Origin of the sequence: Sphingobium quisquiliarum P25 (genome assembly GCF_000445065.1) — a bacterium.
Lineage (GTDB): Bacteria > Pseudomonadota > Alphaproteobacteria > Sphingomonadales > Sphingomonadaceae > Sphingobium > Sphingobium quisquiliarum.
On record NZ_ATHO01000071.1, the window covers coordinates 1 to 23,098 of the forward strand.

Annotated in this window: 19 protein-coding genes and 1 pseudogene; 8 read left to right on the forward strand and 12 right to left on the reverse strand. The window is 62.4% G+C overall.

What is annotated here, in order from left to right:
• Window positions 1–647, forward strand: a 647-nt coding sequence (locus L288_RS0121490) for a hypothetical protein (RefSeq protein WP_031304274.1), incomplete at its 5' end; no start/stop codon positions are given.
• 127 nt (window positions 648–774) lie between these two features.
• Here L288_RS0121490 and L288_RS30540 read toward each other — a convergent pair.
• From L288_RS30540 to L288_RS30550, 3 genes are all read right to left on the reverse strand, one after another.
• Complete coding sequence (locus L288_RS30540; protein ID WP_021237994.1) at window positions 775–1,506, reverse strand: hypothetical protein; 732 nt, start codon at window positions 1,504–1,506, stop codon at window positions 775–777.
• Between the two features lie 184 nt (window positions 1,507–1,690).
• A complete protein-coding gene (locus tag L288_RS30545) occupies window positions 1,691–2,470 on the reverse strand; it encodes an SDR family NAD(P)-dependent oxidoreductase (RefSeq protein WP_021237995.1) in 780 nt (259 codons plus the stop codon).
• Window positions 2,471–2,770: 300 nt separating this feature from the next.
• Window positions 2,771–3,502 carry a helix-turn-helix domain-containing protein gene (locus L288_RS30550; protein ID WP_030539942.1) on the reverse strand — a complete coding sequence of 244 codons (732 nt, stop codon included), beginning with the start codon at window positions 3,500–3,502 and terminating at the stop codon, window positions 2,771–2,773.
• A 170-nt stretch (window positions 3,503–3,672) separates the two neighbouring features.
• Between L288_RS30550 and L288_RS30555 the strand changes: the two genes are divergently transcribed.
• Together L288_RS30555 and L288_RS30560 are read left to right on the forward strand one after the other, a co-directional pair.
• Window positions 3,673–5,415, forward strand: a complete 1,743-nt coding sequence (locus L288_RS30555) for an N-acyl-D-amino-acid deacylase family protein (RefSeq protein ID WP_021237997.1) — start codon at window positions 3,673–3,675, stop codon at window positions 5,413–5,415.
• 53 nt (window positions 5,416–5,468) lie between these two features.
• Window positions 5,469–6,347 carry a Coq4 family protein gene (locus L288_RS30560; protein WP_021237998.1) on the forward strand — a complete coding sequence of 293 codons (879 nt, stop codon included), beginning with the start codon at window positions 5,469–5,471 and terminating at the stop codon, window positions 6,345–6,347.
• Between the two features lie 111 nt (window positions 6,348–6,458).
• Here L288_RS30560 and L288_RS43845 read toward each other — a convergent pair whose 3' ends face one another.
• Window positions 6,459–7,256: a TetR/AcrR family transcriptional regulator gene (locus L288_RS43845; protein ID WP_236613015.1), complete on the reverse strand. Its 798-nt coding sequence runs from the start codon at window positions 7,254–7,256 to the stop codon at window positions 6,459–6,461.
• Between L288_RS43845 and L288_RS43850 the strand changes: the two genes are divergently transcribed.
• Window positions 7,236–7,667 carry a hypothetical protein gene (locus L288_RS43850; RefSeq protein WP_236613016.1) on the forward strand — a complete coding sequence of 144 codons (432 nt, stop codon included), beginning with the start codon at window positions 7,236–7,238 and terminating at the stop codon, window positions 7,665–7,667. The two genes, L288_RS43845 and L288_RS43850, sit on opposite strands and share 21 nt — an antisense overlap.
• Here L288_RS43850 and L288_RS44260 read toward each other — a convergent pair.
• Window positions 7,614–7,931: pseudogene (locus tag L288_RS44260) on the reverse strand (hypothetical protein); the annotation flags it as partial. The gene L288_RS43850 and the pseudogene L288_RS44260 sit on opposite strands and share 54 nt — an antisense overlap.
• Here L288_RS44260 and L288_RS30570 point away from each other — a divergent pair.
• The 4 genes from L288_RS30570 to L288_RS30580 all read left to right on the forward strand — a co-directional run bounded on the left by L288_RS30570 (window position 7,898) and on the right by L288_RS30580 (window position 14,877).
• Complete coding sequence (locus L288_RS30570) at window positions 7,898–10,429, forward strand: TonB-dependent receptor (RefSeq protein WP_021238000.1); 2,532 nt, start codon at window positions 7,898–7,900, stop codon at window positions 10,427–10,429. The pseudogene L288_RS44260 and the gene L288_RS30570 sit on opposite strands and share 34 nt — an antisense overlap.
• 35 nt (window positions 10,430–10,464) lie before the next feature.
• The gene (locus L288_RS30575) at window positions 10,465–11,061 is read left to right on the forward strand and encodes a nuclear transport factor 2 family protein (RefSeq protein WP_084465703.1); all 597 of its coding nucleotides are present in this window, start codon (window positions 10,465–10,467) and stop codon (window positions 11,059–11,061) included.
• Window positions 11,062–11,230: 169 nt separating this feature from the next.
• On the forward strand, window positions 11,231–12,976 hold the full coding sequence (locus L288_RS0121495) for an outer membrane protein assembly factor BamB family protein (RefSeq protein ID WP_161625647.1): 1,746 nt from the start codon (window positions 11,231–11,233) through the stop codon (window positions 12,974–12,976).
• 53 nt (window positions 12,977–13,029) lie between these two features.
• Window positions 13,030–14,877 (forward strand): alkyl sulfatase dimerization domain-containing protein, encoded by a 1,848-nt coding sequence (locus tag L288_RS30580; protein ID WP_021238003.1) that lies wholly within the window; start codon window positions 13,030–13,032, stop codon window positions 14,875–14,877.
• A 42-nt stretch (window positions 14,878–14,919) separates the two neighbouring features.
• Here L288_RS30580 and L288_RS30585 read toward each other — a convergent pair whose 3' ends face one another.
• The 7 genes from L288_RS30585 to L288_RS30615 form a co-directional block, all read right to left on the reverse strand.
• Window positions 14,920–16,014 carry a DUF1214 domain-containing protein gene (locus L288_RS30585; protein WP_021238004.1) on the reverse strand — a complete coding sequence of 365 codons (1,095 nt, stop codon included), beginning with the start codon at window positions 16,012–16,014 and terminating at the stop codon, window positions 14,920–14,922.
• A 126-nt stretch (window positions 16,015–16,140) separates the two neighbouring features.
• On the reverse strand, window positions 16,141–17,073 hold the full coding sequence (locus tag L288_RS30590) for an NAD-dependent epimerase/dehydratase family protein (protein ID WP_021238005.1): 933 nt from the start codon (window positions 17,071–17,073) through the stop codon (window positions 16,141–16,143).
• Window positions 17,074–17,104: 31 nt separating this feature from the next.
• Entirely contained in the window at window positions 17,105–19,339 is a 2,235-nt protein-coding gene (locus L288_RS30595) for a TonB-dependent receptor (RefSeq protein WP_161625648.1), read from the reverse strand.
• Between the two features lie 268 nt (window positions 19,340–19,607).
• The gene (locus L288_RS30600) at window positions 19,608–20,264 is read right to left on the reverse strand and encodes a TetR/AcrR family transcriptional regulator (protein ID WP_084465714.1); all 657 of its coding nucleotides are present in this window, start codon (window positions 20,262–20,264) and stop codon (window positions 19,608–19,610) included.
• A 151-nt stretch (window positions 20,265–20,415) separates the two neighbouring features.
• The gene (locus tag L288_RS30605; RefSeq protein WP_021238008.1) at window positions 20,416–21,318 is read right to left on the reverse strand and encodes a TIGR03620 family F420-dependent LLM class oxidoreductase; all 903 of its coding nucleotides are present in this window, start codon (window positions 21,316–21,318) and stop codon (window positions 20,416–20,418) included.
• Window positions 21,318–22,514 (reverse strand): cytochrome P450, encoded by a 1,197-nt coding sequence (locus tag L288_RS30610; protein ID WP_021238009.1) that lies wholly within the window; start codon window positions 22,512–22,514, stop codon window positions 21,318–21,320. Before L288_RS30610 ends, L288_RS30605 begins: the two co-directional genes overlap by 1 nt.
• Window positions 22,515–22,527: 13 nt before the next feature.
• Window positions 22,528–22,890, reverse strand: coding sequence for a nuclear transport factor 2 family protein (locus L288_RS30615; RefSeq protein WP_021238010.1), 363 nt, complete (start codon window positions 22,888–22,890; stop codon window positions 22,528–22,530).
• Window positions 22,891–23,098 lie beyond the last annotated feature (208 nt).

The window sequence follows — 23,098 nt, forward strand, 5'->3', positions numbered from 1 at the left end:
CAGCCAGCGCCGCAGACGCGGTGGCGAGCGGCGCGCCCCTGCCCCAATCCAATGCGGCGCTGGCCGGGCGCTCCTTCGTCCTGCGCATTCCCTTCGGCTGCCATGGCGAAATGGCGGAAAAGGATGCGGACGTCTGGGCAGGCTGGAGCTTCACCCCCAAGAGCCGCGCGCTGCGCCTGACCGCGCGCCCCGCCGCTCTTACCGACGCGGCATGGGTGAAGCAGCTCGCGAGCGAGATGGAATTCGACGCGGTGGAGGGCTTCTGGCTGCGCCGCCCCTGGACGCGCGCCGAACAATGCGGGGCGGGCGATCTCGCCTCGTCCGGCGCCATGCCCGACACCGTGCCGGACCCCGGCGCGCAGCGCCTTGCCATCGCTGAATTCTACTCTCCCGGCGGCCCGCGCACGCTCCGCCGGGGCGGCCGCCCCTATACCTCCACCGTCAAGCTGGAGGAGGGAGAAAGCCCATCTCCCGCAGGCTATCAGCTTCAACTGGAAGGCAGGCTTTCCGGCTTCCCCGATGGCCAGCCCGTCCACTGTTCACAGGAAACTCCGGCCACCGCCCCGCGCTGCCTCATCGCGGTACAGTTCGAACGCGTCGCCTTCATGGCGCCGGGCAAGGACGAACCGATCGTCGAGTGGCGGTAGGCCGACCCATCAACCTCACCCGTCCGGGCTGAGCCTGTCAAAGCCCTCCCCGGAGCGCCTACCGCAATCAGGCCGCCGAAGGGCTCCTCCCAAAAAGAAGCCCTTCAGAAACCTTAACCGGCGCGGATCATCCCGCCGCCTGAGCCAGCACCTGCGCCGAAGGTTTGTTCGCCGCATCGACAGTGCCATCCGCGATCATCGCCTTGGACAGGGACGCCGCTTCCGCCTTGATCGCGGCATCCTCGCTGGTCTGGCTCGCGCCGATGAGCGCGGCGAGCAGCAGGTTGCGGTTCACCGGATTGGCCTGTTCGGCGACGGCCTTGCGCGCCAGCGGGATCGCTTCGGCATAGAGCGGCGCGGCGCCAGCCTTGTCCTGCTTGCCCAGCTTGAAATTGCCAAGCTGGATCAGCACGCCGGTCAGCACGCCCCTGCTCTGCGCGTCGGCGGGCTTGGCGGCAACCACCTTGCGCCAATGCGGCAGGCTTTCCTCATAGAGCGGGGCGATCGCGTCGATCTTCTGCAAGGCAGCGTTCGCCGCCGCCGCGGCATAGAGCGCGTTGGCGAGGAAATTCACATTCTCGATCTTGTCCGGCTGCGTCTTCACCGCGTCGCGGATGGCGGGCAGCGCGGCTTCATATTTGGCGAGCGCGGTTGCATTGTCGCCGCTCTGCTGTGCCGTCTGACCGGCGGTAAAGTCGGTCACCGCCTTGTTGAAGGCGGCGATCTGCGCCTGGCTGAGCGCCGGGGCGGCAGCATCGGCAGCGGGCGCGGAAGCAGGCGCGGCGCCGGACTGTTCCTGCGCGGCGGCGGCGGTAACGGATGCGGAAAGGAAAAGGGCTGTCAGCAGAGCACGGTGCATCTGTTCATTTCTCCGGCTATGCGGACGCGCGCCGAATAGCAAAAGACACACGACCACAGTTGAACAAGGCATCAACGCCTCGACCCAAGTTAAGGATGCTTCATCGTCGATCAACCCATTTTCGCGATGAATTTCATCGGGTTCGCTTACCCGATCCGGCCAGAGCCGGGCACGTCACCAGCCATCATTGCAGTTCCGGCAGTGGCGGGAAGGCGGCCAGGAAAGCGGCGTCGACATTCTGCGCCTGCCCGTTGATCGCCGCCGCCCCGCGCCCCAGCAGGAACAGCGCGGCTTCCGCGATATGCTGCGCCTCCAAGCCGCCGCGATAGGCCGGGTCGGGAAGCTCCGCCGGATCGACCAGCGTCTCCAGCCCCGCGCCACCCGTCATGCCCGACAGCACCATGCCGGGGCAGATCGCATTGATGCGCAGCCCGCGCGCGGCGAAGGGACCGGCGGCCGACCGGACAAGGCCGACCAGCCCATGTTTGGAAATGGAATAGGCGGCGGCTTCCGAAAAACCCACCACCGCCGCCAGCGAAGCGGTGACGACGCAACTACCCCGCGGCCGCAGCCGGGCAAGCGCCTGCTGCACGCCCATGAAGGTGCCCCGCAAATTGACGCCGACCAGCCTGTCGAACAGGTCCAGCCCAACCTCTTCAAAGGGGATATAGGGTTGAAGGATACCTGCGTTCAGGAAAGCGTGGTCCACCCCGCCAAAGCGGTCGGCCGCCGCGTCGAACATGGCGCGATTATCGTCTTCGCTGGAAATGTCGGCGCGCACCGCGATCGCCTCGCCGCCCGCCTGCTCGATCAGTTCGACGGTCCGCCGCGCCTGGTCGATCGCGATGTCGGCGACGACAAGCTGCGCGCCTTCCGCCGCCAGCAGCCTGCTTGCCGCCCGGCCGATGCCCGACCCGCCGCCGGTGACGATCGCCACTTTTCCCGCGAAAGCCTTGCCGCCCATCTGCCTCTTCCTTTCCATCTTTGGGCAAGAGGCTAATGCATGAAGGCCGCGCCCTGCCATCCTCCAATTGGATTAGATAGCCCTCAGGAGGAGCAGCACGCCGCTATGGGCAAGCTCATCTTTAATTCGCGCAGAGGCGCAGAGAACGCAGAGTTGGAAGGATGAGGACCAAAGGTCCTCTTTAAAAATCCTCCGCGCCTCCGCGTGAACCAAAAACTCTGCGCCATCTGCGCCTCTGCGCGAACCAAAACTACTCTCTCGCCCGAAATAGCCTGCTAGATCACTATAAGTGAGCGCTCTTCAGCCACCCCGGCCTATCCCGCCCTGCTCCTCCTGCAACCCAGTCGTGCGGAACGGGCGGATGGCGCACAGCATGGCGATCCACTGGCGCTGGAGCAGACTGTTCTCCCGGTCCCGCTCGGCCAGCGCATGCGTATCCCGGCGGAACCGCTCCATCATCTCGGCGAGCTGCGCAATGCCCGCATTGGATAGCTTCAACAGTTCGGACGCATAGACCGCGTCCGGCGCGGCGAAGTCCATCGCCAGGAACTGCTGCTTCATATGCTTTTCGAACAGGCCGCGCATCGGCAGCTTGCGGAAGATGAGCGCGCGATCGACCAGCGGACGCACCTTGTCGTCGCGGATGCGGTCGATCAGCGCCAGCCGCTCCAGCTTGGCGAGCGCGACATCCAGCGCCGCTGGCGCGATGTCGAAATCCTGCGCCAGTTCGCGCGGGCTCGCCCCCGCCATCAGCGCCATGAACAGCAGCGACAGGAACACATCGGCGGACAGCGCCCGTTCCTGCGCCAATGTCAGTTCGCGCGCGAGGCCCGACCGCGCCTGCTCCGCCTCATGCGCCAGTTCCATGATGGTCGTGCCGCACAGCCCCGCCAGCCGCTCCAGCCGGTCGATCGACAGCGACCTGCCCGCCAGCCAGCGCTTGACCGTGGCCTCCCCGACTCCCAGTTCGCGGGCCAGCCGCACCGCCGTCCATCCTTCGCTGCGCAGGTGCCGGCGAAGGACGCTCAACATGGCGGCGCTTGTGGAATCGGATCGCATGATGATCCGATGATGCACGGATATTGATCCCTTTTTCAAGTGCGCCCTTCGGCATCCACGATGGCGGGCGTAGCATGCTCCCCGCGAAAAGCCCCCCTCGACGCAAGCCCGTGCGAGGAGAGGATCGTAGGAGATGGAGAGCGATGAACGATATCTTGATCAGGAACGGTACGGTGGTCGACGGCACCGGCGCGCCTGCCTTCCAGGCCGACGTGCGCGTGCGCGGCGGCAAGATCGCGGAGGTCGGGCCCGGCCTTGAGCCGCAGGTCGAACGGCTGTTCGACGCGGCGGGATGCTATGTGACGCCGGGCTTCATCGAAAGCCATACCCATTATGACGGCACCATGTGGTGGCAGCCTGATCTCGACCCGCTGCCCGGCTATGGCGCGACCACGATGATCCTTGGCAATTGCGGCTTTTCCGCCGCGCCGCTGCACAAATATATGCCCGCCCAGCGCGAGATGATCGGCATCTTCTCCTTCTTCGAGGATATTCCCGAAGGGCCTTTCATGGAAAAGCTGCCCTGGGACTGGAACACATGGTCCGAATATCGCGCCTCGGTCGAGCGCAATGTGAAGGTGCCGCTGAACTATGCCGCCTATGTCGGCCATATCGCCATCAGGCTGGCGGCGATGGGGATCGAGGCGTGGGATCGCGAAGCGACGCCGGAAGAAATTGCGCGCATGTGCGAGCTTCTGGATGACGCGCTGGCAGCGGGTGCGCTCGGCATGTCGGACAATATGCACGACCATGACGGGCAGGATCGGCCCGTTCCGACCCTGATGGCGAACGACGCGGAATTTTCCGCCCTGTTCGATGTGATGGAGCGCTATCCCAACTGCTGCTATCAGGTGATCGTCGACACCTTCATGCGCATGACGGGTCCCGCCAATCTGGAACGGCTGTCGAAACTTCTGTCGGGCCGCAAGATCCGCGTCCAGATCGCGGGCGCGGTGCCGACGCTTGAATTCCAGAAGGGCATCCTGCCCGCCATGCAGGACAGCCTGCGCAAGATGCGGGAGGCCGATGTCGATGTCTGGCCGGGCTTTGCCCATGTGTCGCCGACCTCGACGCTCAGCCTCGTCAAGTCGCTGATCTTCGCCCAGTCCAACGATTATGTCTGGCATGAGGTGGTGCTGGCCGACGATCATGCGGAAAAAGCGCGGCTGCTGGCCGATCCCGACTGGCGCGCTCGTGCACGCGAAAGCTGGGACAACAGCGCCTGGCCGCATTCACCGCTCAAGAACCCGCAGGACCTCTATCTGCTGGACAGCGAAAACGGTACGGGGCCGCTCAACATCACCTTGAAGGAATATGCGGAGTCTCTGGGGCTTCACCGCTCGGACGCGATGGCGGACTGGATCTTGAAGAACGGCACCCGCTCCACCGTCCACATGGCGCCCTTCCCCAAGGATGAGGAACTGACGATCGAGCTGATGCGCGATCCCAAAACGGTCGGCAACATCTCCGACGCTGGCGCGCATCTCCAGATGCTCTGCGGCGGCGGTGAGAACGCGCTGCTGCTCACCCAATATGTGCGCGAGGAAAAGAAGCTCAGCATCGAGGAAGCGGTGCATGTGATGACGGGCAAGCTCGCCGCCCACTTCAACCTTGCCGACCGGGGCGTGATCGCGCCCGGCAAGCAGGCGGACATCGCCGTCTTCAATCTGGACGAGGTGCAGCGGCAAGCGATGGAAAAGGCGTTCGACGTTCCAGACGGGCGCGGCGGCACCACATGGCGCTTCACCCGCAAGCCGATGCCGACACGGCTGACGCTGGTGAACGGCGTGCCGACCTTCGAAAACGGCGCCTACACGGGCGCGAAGCCGGGCGAATTCCTCTCCCCGGTGATTGGATCGCCCAACCTCGCCATCGCCGCTGAATGAAGGACAGGGCGCGCCCTTTGGAGCGGCGCGCCTGCACAGGAAGGATGCAAGACATGATCGAAGCCAAGATCGGCGATGCCGACCGCGAATATTTCAACGGCCGCATCAAAACGATAACGACGGACAGCAGCGTGCTGGTCAGTTCGTCCCGCTACCTCAACCACGCGCCATTACGCGCGCTGATCGCGCAGGAAATGTTGCGGCGGAACGGGCCGGACATGCCCAACACCGCCTATATTCCCGAAGTCGCGGCGATACTGCACGAACTGGAGGACATGCCCCGGATCATCGAACTGTTCGAAATGGAAAAGGCGCGGCTTCCGCAATTCGCCAAATGGCTTTCGGAACGCCGCCTGGCAGACTTCACCATCGCTGAACTCGCCCATTGCGAAGCGGGAACATTGGGCGCAGCCATCCATGACTTCATGGTGAATTCAGGCTATCAGCTAGACCTGTTCTTTCAGGAAGTACAGGTCGTCAACGATTTTACCTTCTACCTGCGCCAGACCGCGCTCACCCATGACATTGAACATATGGTGACGGGCTTTGGCCCCAATCATGGCGGCGAAGTCGCGCTGCTCACCGCGAACATGCATGCCAAAGCGCGCTATTTCCACCCGGAACTGTCCGCCTTCTTTTCGCGCATTGCGACCTACCTCAAGGCGAAGACGATCATGAAGGACGGGCTGCACTATCCCGAAGCCATGGTCCTCAACCTGGAGGCGGAATATCGTGGGGCGCAGCAGGGGCGGAACTGGAAATATCCTCTCATGCTGGTGGACTGGCGCGCCTATACCGACTGGCAGATCAGCGACATTCGCAGGGAATTGAACATCACGCCCGTCGAAGAAGGGCTGTGGCTCGACAGCAACCGCCTCTGCAATGAAGACGATCCGAACTATGGCGTGCCGATGCTGAACGCCGCCGAATAACCAGGCGGCGGCCTGCCCCTCCCCCCGGGCCGCCTGCCTGTCCCGCCGCCGGATGACAGCCCAGCGGCGGGACAATCCTGTATCCGGGCCCGTTCACCGGCCCGCCATTTCCTACAGGGGCGGCCGGAAGATTCCGAACAGGAACTGTTCTGCCGCTTCGCTGGCCAGGGCAAGCTGTTCCTCGGCGCCTTCTGGGGCGATGAAGAGGAAGCGGCTGCCGAAGGTCGCGAGCACGAAGATGTGCCAGGCGGCAAGGTCCGGCGCCACGCCAATCGCAAGATCACCTGTGCGGATAAGCGACAGGACAATAGGCAGGATTTTATCGATCACCTGCTGAACGAGATATTCGCAGACCGTACTGGTCATGACATCATGCTCACCCGCTCCGGCGATGAGAATCCGGCTGAGCGCAAGACAATCTTCGGAACAGAAGCGCTTCTGCATGTCGAGCATCACGCCAGTGAGTATCTCGTGGGCGGTGAATGCACCCTTTTCAAGTTCGACGGGTGCCGCCAATATCATGTCGATCCGGCGCCGGGCAGTGAAAAGGAACAGTCCTGCCTTTGAACCGAACCGCCGGTAAATCGTGTTCTTGGGCAATCCCGCACGGTCCGATATTCCATCCATGCTGGCGGCATCATAGCCCGCCTGCCTGAACACGGACCAGGCCTGGTCAAGAACGGCGTTCCAGCTTTCCTGAGACTTGCGGGTAGGTGGCAGATCAGGAAAAACGGGCTGCGGCGCGATCCAGCCATGCTTTCCCCCTTCCTTTATGCCCGCGCGCGATGATCCGTCCTCACGGGCCGCATATCCGTAGAGGAATATATGCGCGGCATAGCGGCCAAAGGCGCGTTGATCATCCGCCCCCGGCATCGGCAGGCCTGCAAGATGCCGAAGACCATCCGTCACGATGGCGCCAAATCTATATGCGCAAAGCGAAGCGTCGTCGAAGCGCGCACCGTCAGCTTCGGCCGTCTTCATGAGCAATCGCGCGAGACTGTCGCCTTGGCTCGCGCGGCGCAAATAGACCTGACGGGCAACGTCGGACGAAAAGCGATTGGCGACGATGGCCGCGCGAAGGATGCCGATTCCCGGCTGCATGACTTGCCCGCGGCGCATGAGCGGCCCCAAAGCGGCAAGTTGATCGAACAGCGGTCCGTCCGGGATCGGAAGAAAGCGCCCGGACAACACGATCAACCGCCGCGCGACCGCCAGGAAAACATCGTCCCTGTTTTGGAAATGCAGGTAAAAATCGCTTTTGCTGATATGCGCCCGGCTGACGATCATGTCGATGGTCGTCCCATCGAACCCTTCCTTTAGAAACAGGCTTTCTGCTTCTTCGAGTATGCGGTCGCGCTGATCTGCTTCCCCCTGCCGTTCTGCCGCGCTCCTCACCATGCCATTTTTCATCATCCTGTCCTTATCGGAAAAGCGGGCTTGCTCAAGCGGAAAACAGCCTGTAGCAGGACGCGATAGTACGCGACCGTTACGTATAAGTACGCCCACTCTTCGAAGAGAGGTGACGTAGGGTCGAAAGGGGAGAAGCAAATATGAAGACCTACACATATCCCGTTTTGGCTGCATTCCTGGCCAGCACGGCGCTGGCTTCCACAGCGGCTCTGGCGCAGACAACGGACACTAATCCGCAGGTTGCCCCCGAAATGGGCGAGATCGTGGTCACCGCCCAACGCCGTGCCGAATCAATCCAGGACACGCCCGTTTCCGTCACCGCTTTCAGCAATGAAAGCCTGCGCGAACAGAATATCTCCAGCGCGCAGGACCTGCTGGGAAAGGTTCCGTCCGTCATCGTCGGCCCCAACGGAACCCAGCGTGATGCGGAATCGATCACGCTGCGCGGCCAGGGCCAGACCTTCGGCGCGCCCGTCGGCGTCGTGAACTATTTCGCCGAAGTGCCGCTGATCCAGGGATCGGTTCTGGGCGACCAGGGCGGACCGGGGCTATTCTTCGACCTTGAATCGCTCCAGGTGTTGCGCGGCCCGCAAGGAACGCTGTTCGGCCGCAACACGACAGGCGGCGCGCTGCTGGTCGGCCCCAAGCGGCCCACCCAGAATTTCGAGGGCTACATCCAGGGCCAATATGGCAACTATAATGATCGCGAATTCGAAGGCGCGATCAACATCCCGGTTGTGCCGGACATTCTGTCGATCCGTATCGGCGGCAAATACGCCAAGCGCGACGGTTTCACCAAGGATGTTGGGCCAGAGGCATTCGGCTTCACCGATGTCTGCGTCGCCAGCACGGTGGGATGCCTCGCCCCTGCTGGACGCGGGCCGGGCTTTGCTGGCAAGCGCTATGACGACCGCGACTATTGGACCGCGCGGATCGGGATATTGTTCACCCCTACCGATGGCGTTGAAAACTACCTCGTCGCCTACAAGACCAAGTCCGATACGAACGGCACCGGCACCTATCTGGAAGCGAGCAACGGAAACAACGCGAATCTGGCTGGTCTCGCCGCGAACCTTGCCTATCTGCGTCCCTTCGTGCCGGCTCAATCCTTCAACCCCGCGATCATCCAGGGAATACTCGCGCGCCAGCGTGAGCTTGGCCCGCGTAAAGTTGCGCTTAACACCGACACCTTCTTCAAGGTCGATATCACCAGCGTGACGGACATTTTGAGCGTTAGGCTGAATGACGCTCTGACCTTCCGCAACATCTTCGGCTACCAGCGGATGAAACAGAGTTTCGCCTGGGATCTGGACGGTTCGATCGCTCCGATTCTGGCGAACATCCCCGCGGTGGTGACGCCTGGCTTTGCTGCGCAATATCCTGAGTTGGGCGCTGCGGGCTCGTCCTACCAAGCCACCAATCTCAGCCTGATCACCGAGGAACCGCAGATCCAGGGCAAGATGCTGGATGGCAAGCTCGACTTCGTGTTCGGCGGCTTCCTGTCGCACACCAAGCCCGAAGGGTTCCAGGGTACGGGATCGTTCAATGTCGGCAATCTTGGCGGCACATTCGCCAAGATCGACACCAGGAGCACGGCCGTCTACTTCCAGGCGACACTGGATCTCGGCACCTTCTCGCCCGCCCTCGACAATCTGAAGCTGACCGGCGGCTACCGGCATACCTGGGACACGATCAAGGGTTCGCGCATCGCGCCCGCCTTCGTCGTTATCCCGACCGCAAGCGCCAAGCTCGACACCAACGCGCCGACCTGGACCATTGGCCTGGACTATCAGCCGAACCGCGACCTGCTGCTGTTCGGACGGGTGACGCGCGGCTACAAGAGCGGCGGTTTCAACGCGAGCGGCCCCCGCGTCGAAGTGCTGACCTTCCAGCCCGAATATGTCACCAACTATGAAATCGGCGTGAAGAGTGATTTCAGGGTCGCCGACATGCCGGTCCGGCTTAACGTCTCTGCCTATAATCTCGACTATAAGGACATTCAGCGCGCCACCGCCGACAATGCACCCAACGGCCTTCCCCCGCCAGCCAGCGGCTTCGACAGCGGCTCTCGCGTGTTCAACGCGGAGTCTGCCCGCATCCGCGGCATCGAGGTGGAAGGCGTAATCCGGCCCGTCACCGGCCTCGAACTGTCCGGCAGCTACGCCTATACCGACGCGAAATATAAGAAGTACACGCTGATCGTCGCGGGTGATCCGCGCATCCGCTTCAAGGATAGCTGCGACGGGCCAGTCGCACTACCGGCCTCTCCGGGTCAGACGGTCGCGCTCGATATGTCCTGCCTGCCCTTCCAGCATACGCCCAAGCATCAGTTCAACCTGAATGCGCGGTACAGCATGCCGCTGGGCGATGATGTCGGAACGCTGGTCGCCAATGCCGGCTACTCATGGGTTGGGACCAAATATTCGCTTCCCGTCTCGACCATCAGGGACGAACCTGACGCGAAGATCGACTCTTTCGGCCTGCTTAACCTGTCTCTCGACTGGAATGGGCTGTTCGGGTCGAACTTCGACGCGCGCTTCTTCATGACCAACGTCACGAACAAGCTGTACCGGATCAGCAGCACGAGCGCGAGCAGCGCGGGCACGGGCTTTACTGCCAGCATCTATGGCGAGCCCCGCATGTACGGCACGTCGCTCCGCTATCACTTCTAGGGAAGCAGCAGCCGTCCGGTGGAAATGGAGAGAGAATGAGACATATATTCGCCAGACGGCTGCTGGGATTGATGTTCGCCGGATGCTCCTTGCACGTGGGAGCCGCTGCCGCGCACGCAGCCACTCCCGCACCGGCTTCTCTGGCGGCACGGCTTCAGCGCGTCGCCGACCAGCAGGATATCGAACGGCTGATCGCCGATTATAGCGCCTTCCTGGCCGCCAAGGATTTCGATTCCTACGGCAAGCTGTTCGCCCATGGCGCGTTCCTGGGTCCGCAGGGTCAGGTCATCGCCAGCGGGTCAGAACAGGTTTCCGCCCTGGTGCGCAAATATCTGGGCGGCGATCCGGGCACCACGGTGCGCCATATGGTCACCAACACCCGCATCGACATCGCGCCCGATGGCAACAGCGCGCAGGCGGAAAGCTTCCTCACCACGATCCAGGCGAAAGCGGGTCAGCCTGCCGAAATCTTCCGCATCGCCGTCTACAAGGACAGGTTCAAGAAGGTGGCGGGCGCATGGGTTTTCGCCAGCCGTCAGGAGGAAACCGCCTGGGTTTTGGAGGAGCGGGAACCCGTACCGCCTGCTGCGCCTGCCAATGGCCAACCGGCATCGAAACCAGTCGGCAAGTGAGATGATAGGGTCTGGTTCGAACGGATGGAGCCTTCGCTCCATCCTTTTTGCGCTTGGGGGCTCCCTGCTGCTCGGCGGTTGCCAGGCGCCTAATGACGGCAATGAAACGGTTGCTGCGAATGAAGCGGCTGCGATCAGCGGCCCGGCGCTGGACAACGGCTTTCCGGTGATGAACGCAGACCTGGCCGTCGAAGGCTTCGTCCTCTTCAAGCAGAATTGTTCCACCTGCCACGATCATCCTTCCGGGCCGACGCCAAGCCGGGCCGTGCTCGGCTCCCTTACCCGCGAACGCATCTATGCGGCGCTGACGACCGGCGTGATGCAACCAATGGCGGCTGGCCTGACCGACGCGCAAAAACGGCTGCTGGCGGCCATGCTGCCGCAGGAAAAGCCGCTGCGCGAACCGTCGCTGACCGCCAATATGTGCAAGACCCCTGCCCCACCGGCAGCGGCATCGGCCGATGGAAGCTGGACAGGGTGGAGCTCTGATCTCACCAACCGCCGCTTCCAGCCCGCAGGCGGGCTTGCCGCGGCGGACGTGCCCCGGTTGAAGCTCAAATGGGCCTTTGCCTATCCCGGCGGCGTCGGCGGCCTGCCCGTGGTTTCGGATGGCTGGCTCTACGGCGCCAGCGCCAAGGGCAATGTGTTCGCGCTCGACGCACGCACCGGCTGCACCCGCTGGACCGCCAAGGTTCCCGGAGAAGTGCGGGGCGCGCCGGTCATCGGCACCGTTCAGGCACCCGGCGGCGCGAAGGCGCGGATGCTGTTCGTCGCCGATGCGCTGGGGAACGTCGCCGCCTTTGACGCGCGCACAGGCAAGCAGCGCTGGGCGACCCGCCTATTCACCGAAGAGACGCGCCGCATCTCCGGTTCGCCGGTGCTCTACGGCAACCGCCTGTTCGTCCCCATCGCCGCTTTTGAAAGCCAGATGGCGCCAGTGCCGACCTATGAATGCTGTAAGGCGCGCGGCGGTCTCGCCGCGATCGACGCTGTCACCGGGCGGATCGTCTGGTCGAAGGATGTCTTCACCGAGCCTTTGAGGCCCACCAAAGTGAACGCGGCGGGCGCTCAGAATTACGGCCCCGCCGGTGCGTCCGTCTGGTCCGCTCCGACGATCGATCCCAAACGCGGCGCCGTCTATGTGACGACCGGCAATGCCTATACCGAGCCCGCCTCCAGTGCTTCGGACGCCCTGATCGCGTTCGACCTGCGCACCGGCCAGATCCGCTGGAGCAGCCAGGCGCTGCCGCAGGATGCCTGGGTCGCCGGGTGCGACCGGAAACCGCACGCCAACTGTCCGCGCAAACTTGGGCCGGATTCCGATCTCTCCATGCCCGGCGCGCTCGTCACGCTGAACAGCGGCAAGGACATCCTCGTCGCGGGCAGCAAGGGGGGCGTGGTCTATGCCTTCGACCCCGATAACAAGGGCAAGATCCTGTGGCAGACCCGCCTCGCGCGGCCCAACCCGCAGGGGAGCCTTACCTTCGGGACGGCGGTTGTGGGGCAGATCGCCTATTTTCCCATCTCCTTCGATCAGCCCGAAGGCGGCATGGCGGCCGTTGACCTTGCCACCGGCCGTCAGGTCTGGCGCAAGCCTGCGCAGCCTGCCGTCTGTTCATGGGGCAAGGACTTTTGCAGCGCCGCCCAGCGGTCGCCGCCCAGCGCTGTTCCCGGCATCGTCTTCGCCGGTTCCAATGACGGCCACATCCGCGCCTATGCCGCCAGTTCCGGCGACATCGTCTGGAGCTTCGACATGGCCAGGACCATCAACGCGGTGAACGGCGCGCAGGCCCGCGGCGGGGCGATGGGACGCGGCGGCCAGACGATCGCGGGCGGCATGGTCTATGTCAACGCGGGCGCGGGGCTTGGCCGTGGGGGAAATGCCCTGATGGCCTTTTCCGTAGATGGCCGATGAACCTCTCATTGCGAATATCGCCCCCAGCAAAGATGAACAAAGGACGTTGCCCCATGACCTTCCGTGCGAAACAATCCGTTCGGCGCTTCATCCTCGGCACGGCGGCGCTGGCCTGCGCTTGCGCGGGAACGCTGTCCGCCGCCGCCGCGCCAGCCAACCTCGCCTATGACAAGCCCGCGCCGACGATCAATCCGAAGCTGACGGCCCTGTCCAAGGCGATGCAGCCCAAGGTCTACAAGGTATCGAACCGCGTCTATGTCGCGGTCGGCTATGGCGATGCCAATTCGACCATGGTCATCGGCGATGATGGCCTCATCATCATCGACACGACGGAATCCCTCACCTCCGGCCGCGCGGTGGAGGCGGAGTTCCGCAAGATTTCAAAGCTGCCGGTCAAGGGCATCATCTACACGCATCACCATATGGACCATCTGGGCGGGGCGGCGGCCTTCGTTCAGCCGCAGGACGCCATGTCTGGCAAGGTGACCGTGATTTCGCAAGCCGACACGATGAAGCTGCTCGCCAGCTCCGAAACGGCCAAGGCCAATCCGCTGTTCACGCGCGACATCATGACGGCGCGCTTCGCCTATATGTTCGGCGCCTATCTTCCGAAGGGACCGGAAGGCGTCGTGAACAACGGCACCGGCCCGGCGATGGTCGCGGGGCCGGTCGGCCTGGTGCCGCCGAACAAGCTGGTGGACGACACGCTGGACGTCACGATCGCGGGCGTGCGGCTTCATATCGTGCGGACGCCCGGTGAGACCGATGACGCGATTTCCGTCTGGATGCCTGACCTCAAGATGCTGGCCACCGGCGATCTGCTGATGGGGGAGACTTTCCCGAACCTCTACACGCTGCGCGGAGCGGAGATCCGCAATCCGATCACCTGGTATCGCTCCATCGACCGGGTGCGCGCGTTCCCCGCCGAATATCTGGTGCTGAGCCATGGCAGACCCGCGCTCGGCCGCGACAAGGTGGCGAGCGTGCTGACCAATCATCGCGATGCCATCCAATATGTCCATGATCAGGCCGTCCGCCTGATGAACAAGGGCTATGGCCCGGATGAACTGGCCGCCGCGATTTCGCAGCTGCCCCCGCATCTGCGCGACGATCCCTATCTCGCGCAATTCTATGGATCGGTGAGCAGCAGCGTCCGGCAGCTTTATGCCAGCTATTTCGGCTGGTTCGAAGGCGATCCGACGACGCTCAACCTGCTTCCACCGAAGGACAGGGCGCAGCGCAACCTAGCGCTGATGGGCGGCGAAGCGCATGTGGTGGCGGAGGCGCAGAAGGCGCTCGCAGCCAGAGATTATCGCTGGGTCGCCGACATGCTGACCGACGTCATCCGCGTGAACCCTAGCAATATGAACGCGCGCAAGCTGAAGGCGCAGGCCCTGCGGCAGCTCGGCTATGCAGAGGTGAACGCCAATGCCCGCAATTGGTATCTTACGTCCGCGCAGGAACTGGAGGGAGCGCCTTTGCAGATCCAGAATGACTGGTTCCGCGGCGTGGCTTCACCGCAGGCGCGCGTCGCCCAGTTCAACGCCATGCCGGGCCGCGCCATCATCGGCCTGTTCGCTCCGCGCTTGCAAGCCGAACGCACGCTGGACGTACACAAGACACTGGCCTTCGTGCTTTCGGACAGTGGCGATCAGGCCGGGATCGAAATCCGCCGTGGCATAGCGGAGGTCTATACTCAGGCGCCCCCCTCTCCCGACTTCACCGTCAGCACGACGAAAGCAGCCCTTGCCCGCCTCGCCGCCGGGGATACGACCCTCGCTCATCTGATCGAAAGCAATGCGGCAACGGTGCAGGGCGACCGGCAGGGCGCCGAAACCTTCATGAGCTATTTCGATCCGCCGCTGAAGGATTGGTCGGACCTTCACTTCACGACGCGATGAAGTTCATCTCCGGGCGGTGTTGATCACCGCCCGGAGCTTATCTCACCGCTCCAGGTCGGTAATGGGCACAACCTTGCAGCTTGGCATCGGCTTTTCCTGCGAATTGGCATAGCGCAGCATCAATGTGCCGCGCCGGTGTCCCGCCGTATCGATCCAGTTGGGAACGCCCGGATCACGGGCCGCAAGGATGACCCGCACGGTCCCATCCTGCGCAGCCACGGCATTGGCCTTGTTCACCGCGACATTGTGGAAGCGATGGTCGAATGTCTCCAGCCAGTAATTATAGGCCGTAAGGCTCCAGTATATGCATTCGGGCGGCCGCACCTCCACGACCAGCGCCTCATCGGGCTCCAACGCAAAACCGCCGACGATATAGGTGTACATCGGATCGCCATGGACCGCCGCCATCTGCGCCGGGTCCATGAGCTTCATCTCGTTGCGCATCTGGATGAACTCGCGCGACCATTCCGCAAAGCGCCGGATCGACCCGACCATCGACTTCGCGGCGGCGCGAAGCCTGCGCTCCATCCCTTCACGCGACAGCGGCGGCGGAGTGACAGCGCCACCTACCCGTTCGATGCTGAGTTCCGCAGGCACCTCGTTGAAGCGGTCGAGCATCAACTGCCGGACGATCAGCACATGGGTGTCGGGGTCCATGGGCAGCCAGTTGCCCGGCTTGGGCGTGCCGCTCACATGGATCTCGAACGTCCCGTCAGGGCCATATTCCAGCTGATCGCCGCTCAGCGCTCCGCCGCGACCGGACCGTCCGCTCTGCCCATAATCGCGACCATAATAGGTGCCCAGGCTCAGATAGGTGACGGTGCCCCGCGTGCCGCGCACGATATAGTCCGACCCAGCCTCGATCGCCGCGCCGCCCGCGATCTGGTCGGGATTGTCGAAGCCGGGCCCCTTGATCGTTTCGGGACGCCCAAGCCGCAATAGCGGCGCGGAGGCGGACGATCCCTCGACCGCACCTTCCAGCGCCTGCCGCAACATGCGCGTGACATAGCGATATCCTTCCGCGATCTCGACCTCATCAAGATCATCGATGCCCGCGACGATCTCTCCCGCTTCGGAAAGCGCCGCGCCCAGTTCGTCCCACACTGGCCATCCGCGTTGCTGACTATCGCTGCTCATCATAGCTCCTGCTCGTTTGCATCGGGACGATGACGCCCAGGGTTCCGCGCCTTCCCTTTGTCCCTCTGAACATCGATCGATGCAAAGGGCATGACGGTTTCATCCGCCATGCCCTCTCCCCCCTATTCAAAAGACATCCAGCCGGATGGGAAAGCTGGCGCCAGCATATTGCGGCACGATTTCCTCCCGGATCGTCCGAAGCACGTCACCGCGCCGGTAGTTCAGCATCGCCGCATCCTGGGGGTTGGCATTGAAGTAGAGGCTGTTGCCCCGTCCCCATGCCAGGGAGATGTCGGGCAGGATCGGATGTTCGTCCTGCGAAACCGGCGGGGCGGGCTTGCCCACTGCCTCGCAGAAAGCGCCGAAAATCTGCTGATGCGTGAGACTCTCGTCCCCGATCAGATATCCGCGCCCGGTTTCGCCACGTTCCAGCAGAGCCTCGACGCAATCGGACACCGTATCGGTGCTGACCCATGTGACGCCGCCTGCCGGAGCAACGACCGGCGCGTCCAGCAACCGTCCTTCGACATAGCGGACGAACGCCGCGAACATCGATATCTGGCCCGGCACCGTCCCGACAACGGAAGGCGCGTCGATGCTAACAACCTTGAAATCGGGACAAGCAAGCGCGCGCGTCTTCAGCCACGCCTCGTAACGCGAGCGGACATAGGGATTACTGTCCAGCAGATGCGGCGCGACATGGGGGTAGAAGCTGCCGATGTTGATGGCGGTCCGCACGCCCGCGTCGCGCGCGGCGGCGAAGAAGCGCGGTTGCGCGATCGTATTCGCCTGTGTGACATGCTGGAAATAATCAGCACCCTTGGGGACATGGCGGATGTCATTGCCCGCCGAAAAGACCAGCGCGTCAAAACGGGAGAGCAGATCGGCGGGCGGGTCGTCATTGACGAAATCCAACCGCTGAAAAGGCAGCTTGCCAAGCGGGGTGTCTTCCGCAGGCGCGTTGCGGCCCGCGATAACGACGTCATGGCCGCTCTGCGCCAGCCTCAGCGCCGCATGACCGCCGATCAGGCCCGCGCCGCCCACCACCAGGATCTTCATCTATCTTTCCTTCCTTACGGCCCGCCGCCTGTCAGAATTCGACCCTGACCTCACCGCCGATCGTGCGCGGTTCGTTATAGGGCGTGGTGAAGCTCTGGAAGCCGTCGAAGGCCGTGCCGCCCACGCCGATCGTGAAGTCCGAACGGCGCCTGTTGTTGAACAGATTTTCGGCAAAGAGCGATACGCGCAGCTGCTTGCCAGCCGGTATCGGCCGCGTCCATGTAAGCCGCGCGTTGACGTTCCTTGTCGCCTGATTGGTATAAAGCTCATGGCCCGGCACCAACGGCCCGGCACCGGCGGAGGTGAACACCGCGCTCTGGTAAGTATAGGCGCCATGAACCGCGAACGCATTGTCGCCTGCGCGCAGGAACGTCCAGTCGCCACTCAGTGTCAGCGAATGTTTCGGGACATAAGGCAGGGTGAAATAGCCAGCGACATTGTCACCCACGTTGAAAGGGGAGCTTGGATTGACCGCCGGATCGAAAATCGTTCCCGGCAAAGCGACGACCTGTTTCAGATCGCTTTTCAGATAGCCATAGGATGCGCGCAGCGAAAGATCGGGCGACGGTTGAAGCGTGGCATCGATCTCCACGCCTTTGATTTCGGCCTTACCCGCATTGGCCGAAGCGATAATGCTGGTATCGACCGGGTCCGCGCCGAAGATGATCTGGAGATCGTCAAACTTGTTCAGGAAGGCAGCTACGTTGAAGGTGAGCAACCGGTCGAACAACTGCGACTTCAGCCCCACTTCATAAGCGGTAATCTTTTCCGGGCCGAACGTCTGGGTGAAATCCTTCGACAACTCGCTGGAACCGCCCGCCTTATAGGCTTTGGAGAAGCGGAAATAGGTCATCATCTGGGGCGTCCATTGCACGGCCAGGTTTGCCATCGGACTGAAATTGTTGAAGCGCTGGGAATTTGTGATGTTATCGTCCACCAGAGCGCCATTGATCGTCCTGTCACGCGACGCATCGCGAAGATCACGCGTGTAACGCCCGCCGACCGTCAACTTTATGCGATCATCGAAGACCGGCGGCGTCCAGGTCGATTGCGCATAGGCGGCGTAGGATTCCGATTTGGCGTGAATGACGGTTTGGGTCAGCTGCTCGGCGCCGAACAGCAGATAGCCAAGTGTCGTGTCGAAGGGGTGGTAACCACTTTCCTTGAAATAATAGAGGCCGCCGGTGAAATCGAGCCTGGACGTGATATCGCCGATCAGCTGGAATTCCTGCGTATATTGCTTTGTGCGATAATAATGCTGGCTTTCGACCGTCAGCGGAAAGAACGGCGTCGACTGTGCCACGCCATAATTGACGTCCTGCGTGGCGCGCGTTCCCCTATAGGCACTCAGCGAGCGGAGAAGAACGGCGTCCGACAATTGATATTCCAGCGTCAGCTGGTGATCCACGAATTTGGTGACGCTATAATCCAGGTCCAGCGGCGCGTAGGTCCGGTCGCGATCAGCGCTGTAGCCCGGAATGGCTCCCACCAGTGCCGGGTTCACATAATAAGGCGGCGTCGATCGCACGCGGCCCAGATCGAAGGCATAACGGACGGTGAAATCGTCCACCGGCTTCCATTCCGCCGCGATCCGTCCCGCAATCTGGCCGAACTCACCGAAGTTCAGTTGCGCGCCCGGATTTTTGACCCAGCCGTCCTTGCTCTTGTAGGAAATGGTTCCCTTGATCGCTAGGTTACCGAACGAAGGCAGATCGACGCTGCCCAGCGCTCGTACCAGATTGCGGCTGCCGAAGGACAGGGATGCGCTACCACCCCATTCGCCGGTCGGCTGTCGAGTGATGATGTTCACAGCGCCGCCGGTCGTGTTCCGCCCATAAAGCGTGCCCTGCGGCCCGCGTAGAACTTCGATCCGCTCCGGCTCGCCAAGGTCGAGCAGAGCGCCCTGCGGCCGGGCGATGTAGAAGCCATCGATATAGACGCCGACGCCGCCATCGCGGGTGATCTGGCCGGGATCGTTATTTCCCTGGCCACGCATCGCAAAGGCCAGCGTGTCGGATGAGTTGGGATAGGCGACGACATTCAGGCTGGGCGCGATCGCCGCCAGATTGGCGAGGCTGGTGACGCCCTGGCTTTGCAAGGTGTCGCTCTGTATCGCGGTGATCGCAATAGGCACCGTCTGAAGCGCCTGCGCGCGGCGCTGGGCGGTGACGATGATCTCTCCGGGCGCGGGCATATCCACCGAAACCGGCTGAACCTGACCCTCTTGCGCATGGACCGGCACAGCAGCGGACAGCGCCATAGCCATCGCAGCGCCAGCCATCAAGCAGGCGCACTTATCCTGATGAGACATCTTCCATCCCCTCCCTCGTTATGCCGGACCTCGTCCGGCTTACGGCTTTTGCCGCATTGTTGACGAGCAAGCGTGATCCTTGGGACGCGGCGGACATGCATCCGCCGAATCGGAACGATCCGTTGCGTTTTCAAATTAGGGCAATCAATGATGTAGGTCAATCGTGACTTAGCACGACTGATTCACGCCATGCGGCAGCTCCGGCCACAATCAGGATAAAATGTCAGCGGCGCTTGCAGCCGTTCAGGAACAGGGCGACGGCCGAACGCACCCAGTCCTCCTGCGCCGCGCTGTCCATCTTCTTGACGCCCAGGATTGTCCAGTTGAGCGGCGCCATGTTCACCATCGTTTCCAGCAACTCGGTGGCGCGTTGCAAGTCATCGACAATGATCTCGCCGCTTTCATGCCCTTGCGCCAGCAACTCCCGAAGCGCCCGCCGCGCAGGGAAGGCGGTGGCATATTCCCCCCGCCGGGCAAGATCGGGAAAGCGCTGGGCTTCGCCCGTCACAATGCTGTAGATGCGGACCAGCTTAGGCTGCAACATACGCGACAGCATCGCCAGCGATGTGGCGACCAGCCGTTCCTCGAACGATCCTTCCGCGCTTATGCTCCTTTTATCCGGCTTGGCGAGGATGCGTTCGTCAACAGCGATGAACAACCCCTCCTTGCTGCCGAAACGCGCGTAGATCGTCTTTTTGGCAGTGCCCGCGGCAGCCGCGATGGCCTCGATGCTGGTGTCGCCAAAGCCCTTGGACAGGAACATTTTCTCGGCCGTGTCGAGGATGACGGTTTGAAGACGCTCCGCATCGCATTTGGACGGACGCCCTCCCCTTTTTGGCTTTTGCGGAGTTTGACCTGCACGCTCCTTTTGAGCACTCATTCCCGGCACACCTTCAATGGGTTGACGTCAGGAGCACTAGGTCGGCGCGGGCGACTATGCAATTCCGATCGATACACTTCTGTTCCAAGCGAAGGGGTGCGGCGTCCGTTTCCCCTTCACGCGACATCCTCTCTTTTAAATCAGCCGCGCCCTAAACCCCGGCGCTGTATGCCAGCGCTTCCAGCAGTTCCTCTCCGGGCATAGCCTCTCCCTGCGGCAGCAGCGGCTCAAGGCAGACATGGTTCGCGCCTGCATCCAGATGCGCCCTGATGGAAGCACGGATCGCCTCTGTGTTGCCCCATGCGACCAGCCCGTCCACCAGCCGGTGCGATCCTCCGTTCAGGAAATCGGACTCATCGAACCCCATCCGCTCCCAATGCTTCCGCTGATGGGGCACGGCAAGGTAGAGGGCCAGCCCCGCCCGCCCGATTTCCCGCGCGCGGCTGGGCGATGTTTCAAGGACGACTTTCTGCTGGATGCCTAGCAGCGCATCCGGGCCCATCGCGCTGCGCGCCTGCGCGGTAAATTCGGGAGTGACGTTGCACGGATAAGCCCCCAATGCCTCCTGTCCCGCAAGCTTGATCATCTGCGGACCCAGGGCGGCGATCACCACGGGCACCGGCTGAGGCGGCGGGCAGGATCCGTAATGACATGCCTGCATCGCCCTCAGGTAGCTGCGCATGGCTGGCACCGGCGGCGCGAAACTATGGCCGCGCGCCTCCACCAGAGGCGGCGTGGACACGCCCAGCCCCAGGATGAACCGGCCGCCCGACTGTTCGGCCAAGGTGTTCGCGCCACCCATCATCGCCTGCGGATCGCGTGAATAGATGGAGGCGATCCCCGTTCCGATCACCAGCCTTTCTGTCTGGGACAGCAGATAGGCCGCGTGCGCCAGCGGATCGCGACCCAATCCTTCGCCGAACCAGAAGGCGCTGAAACCATGACGTTCGACCGATCGTGCAAGCGCCGCAGCGTCCCGCGCGGGCAGGTGATCGGTATGGAACCAGATTCCCGGTGAAGGTGACAGTCCCGGCGCCTTGCCTGACGACAGCATCAGGCGGCGCCTCTGGCCAGCCGCATGGGCAACTCAGCAAATCCCTTGGTAAGCTCGGTCTTGATCTTCCGCGCCCGCCCGACATCCAACTCATAATCCGGAAAGCGTGCGAGCAACTCCTCCATCAGAACGCGCACCTCCAGCCGCGCGAAGTGGATGCCAAGGCAAAGGTGCGGCCCGCCGGAAAAGCTGAGGATGCGCCGCTTGCCCCGCCGCACGTCGAACTCGTCAGGGCGATCGAATTCCCGCTCATCGCGATTGCCCGAGGCATAGAGCAGCAGCACGCCCTGCCCCTGTTTCAGCGTCTGGCCATGCAGCGTCACGTCCTGCGCGACCGTCCGGCACAGAAACTGTGTCGGATTGTCATATCTCAGCGCTTCCTGAAACGCGTCCAGAAGCAGAGAGGGATCGGCGACCACCTGCTTCTTCTGCTCGGGAAACTGATGCAGCAGGTAGATGAGCAAGGTGACGCCCTTCGCAATCGTCTCCGACCCGCCAGACACCAGCATTCCCAAGTGGATGGACGCTTCTTCCTTCGACATCCGCCGCCCGATGCGCTGCTCATATTGGAAGAACGCCGAAACCGCATCGTTGGGCTGCTCGATCCATCCACGGCGGCTCTCCGCCAGCTCGCCGCAATAGGCGTTCATTTCCTCATAGGCGCGCAGCCCTTCCTCCGTCACTGCACCATCGGACGGATCGTGGCCGAAAAGCAGGCTCACGCATTCCCGCATGCGCGGCTGGTCGGAAGGGGGGACGCCGACGAAATCAAAGATCAAGCGCGACGCCAGCGGCATGGCAAGGTCGTCCATGACATCGAATTCATCCCGCCCGCTCAAGTCGTCGAGAAATTCGGTCACTGCCATCCGCATCATCTCCGCCTGCTTCTTGACCGCCGCTGCGTTCAGGAGGGGCAAGAACATCTTTTGCAGCATGGTATGATCAGGCGGATCGACCCAGTTGAGAATGGGTATGACCGGCTGTTCCTTGGTCAGAACTTGCGAAGGCAGCGTTCCCTTGCTGCTCGTGAACCGCACCGTATCCAGCGACGTGTTCCAGATGTCCTCGAAACGCGACAGCGCCCAGGCATCATATTTCTCCAGATAAAAAGCAGGGGCATCGTCGCGCATCCGCTTATAGATGGGATGCGGGTCACCGCCGATGATCGCATCGGCAAAGGGATCATAGTCGATCATATTGCTCCCCCGATTACAGATCGTGGGCGATGCTATATTCGACGATCTTTCCGTCACGCAGTTTCCAGAAATCGAAATAGGTCGAATATTCATCGGCCTTGTCGGGGTAACTGTGCAGCACATGCCCGGATATGGCGATGAAGTCCCCTTCGATCAGGACATTCGTGGGAATATGCTTCGTCACCTCTCCCCTGTCTGCATGATAGGTCTTCATACGCTCGATGAAATCGAGATATTCTTCAAGGTTCAACGGCTTTTCCAGCCCGACATTGATCGCGGTGAGCAGTAAGTCGGGGTGCAGCCATTCGCGCAGCTTTTCGCGGTCGACATCATCGCTGTAGCGGAAAAACTGCTGAATTTCCTCCAGGGTCATCATCCACTCTCCTGTGCCAAATTCCTACCGCGCTGCGGGCGCGGCCATCGGGCAATGCCATGCCTCTCGCCATGACGGTTACCGTGGCGATGCTCGCCCGTCAATCTTTCAGGAACGAGACGTTGCGTTTCTTTATTGCCCATTTTAGGGATGCATGAATGCTCTGATTGATTCGCCTGGCGGCATCCCCGTCATGCGAAGATCATGAGAA

Bases quoted from the DNA above. Each gene is read 5' to 3' on its own strand.
- L288_RS30540 (WP_021237994.1), bottom strand. From the start codon at position 1,506: ATGCACCGTGCTCTGCTGACAGCCCTTTTCCTTTCCGCATCCGTTACC.
- L288_RS30545 (WP_021237995.1), bottom strand. From the start codon at position 2,470: ATGGGCGGCAAGGCTTTCGCGGGAAAAGTGGCGATCGTCACCGGCGGC.
- L288_RS30550 (WP_030539942.1), bottom strand. From the start codon at position 3,502: ATGTTGAGCGTCCTTCGCCGGCACCTGCGCAGCGAAGGATGGACGGCG.
- L288_RS30555 (WP_021237997.1), top strand. From the start codon at position 3,673: ATGAACGATATCTTGATCAGGAACGGTACGGTGGTCGACGGCACCGGC.
- L288_RS30560 (WP_021237998.1), top strand. From the start codon at position 5,469: ATGATCGAAGCCAAGATCGGCGATGCCGACCGCGAATATTTCAACGGC.
- L288_RS43850 (WP_236613016.1), top strand. From the start codon at position 7,236: ATGCCGAAGACCATCCGTCACGATGGCGCCAAATCTATATGCGCAAAG.
- L288_RS30570 (WP_021238000.1), top strand. From the start codon at position 7,898: ATGAAGACCTACACATATCCCGTTTTGGCTGCATTCCTGGCCAGCACG.
- L288_RS30575 (WP_084465703.1), top strand. From the start codon at position 10,465: ATGAGACATATATTCGCCAGACGGCTGCTGGGATTGATGTTCGCCGGA.
- L288_RS0121495 (WP_161625647.1), top strand. From the start codon at position 11,231: ATGAACGCAGACCTGGCCGTCGAAGGCTTCGTCCTCTTCAAGCAGAAT.
- L288_RS30580 (WP_021238003.1), top strand. From the start codon at position 13,030: ATGACCTTCCGTGCGAAACAATCCGTTCGGCGCTTCATCCTCGGCACG.
- L288_RS30585 (WP_021238004.1), bottom strand. From the start codon at position 16,014: ATGAGCAGCGATAGTCAGCAACGCGGATGGCCAGTGTGGGACGAACTG.
- L288_RS30590 (WP_021238005.1), bottom strand. From the start codon at position 17,073: ATGAAGATCCTGGTGGTGGGCGGCGCGGGCCTGATCGGCGGTCATGCG.
- L288_RS30595 (WP_161625648.1), bottom strand. From the start codon at position 19,339: ATGGCTATGGCGCTGTCCGCTGCTGTGCCGGTCCATGCGCAAGAGGGT.
- L288_RS30600 (WP_084465714.1), bottom strand. From the start codon at position 20,264: ATGAGTGCTCAAAAGGAGCGTGCAGGTCAAACTCCGCAAAAGCCAAAA.
- L288_RS30605 (WP_021238008.1), bottom strand. From the start codon at position 21,318: ATGCTGTCGTCAGGCAAGGCGCCGGGACTGTCACCTTCACCGGGAATC.
- L288_RS30610 (WP_021238009.1), bottom strand. From the start codon at position 22,514: ATGATCGACTATGATCCCTTTGCCGATGCGATCATCGGCGGTGACCCG.
- L288_RS30615 (WP_021238010.1), bottom strand. From the start codon at position 22,890: ATGATGACCCTGGAGGAAATTCAGCAGTTTTTCCGCTACAGCGATGAT.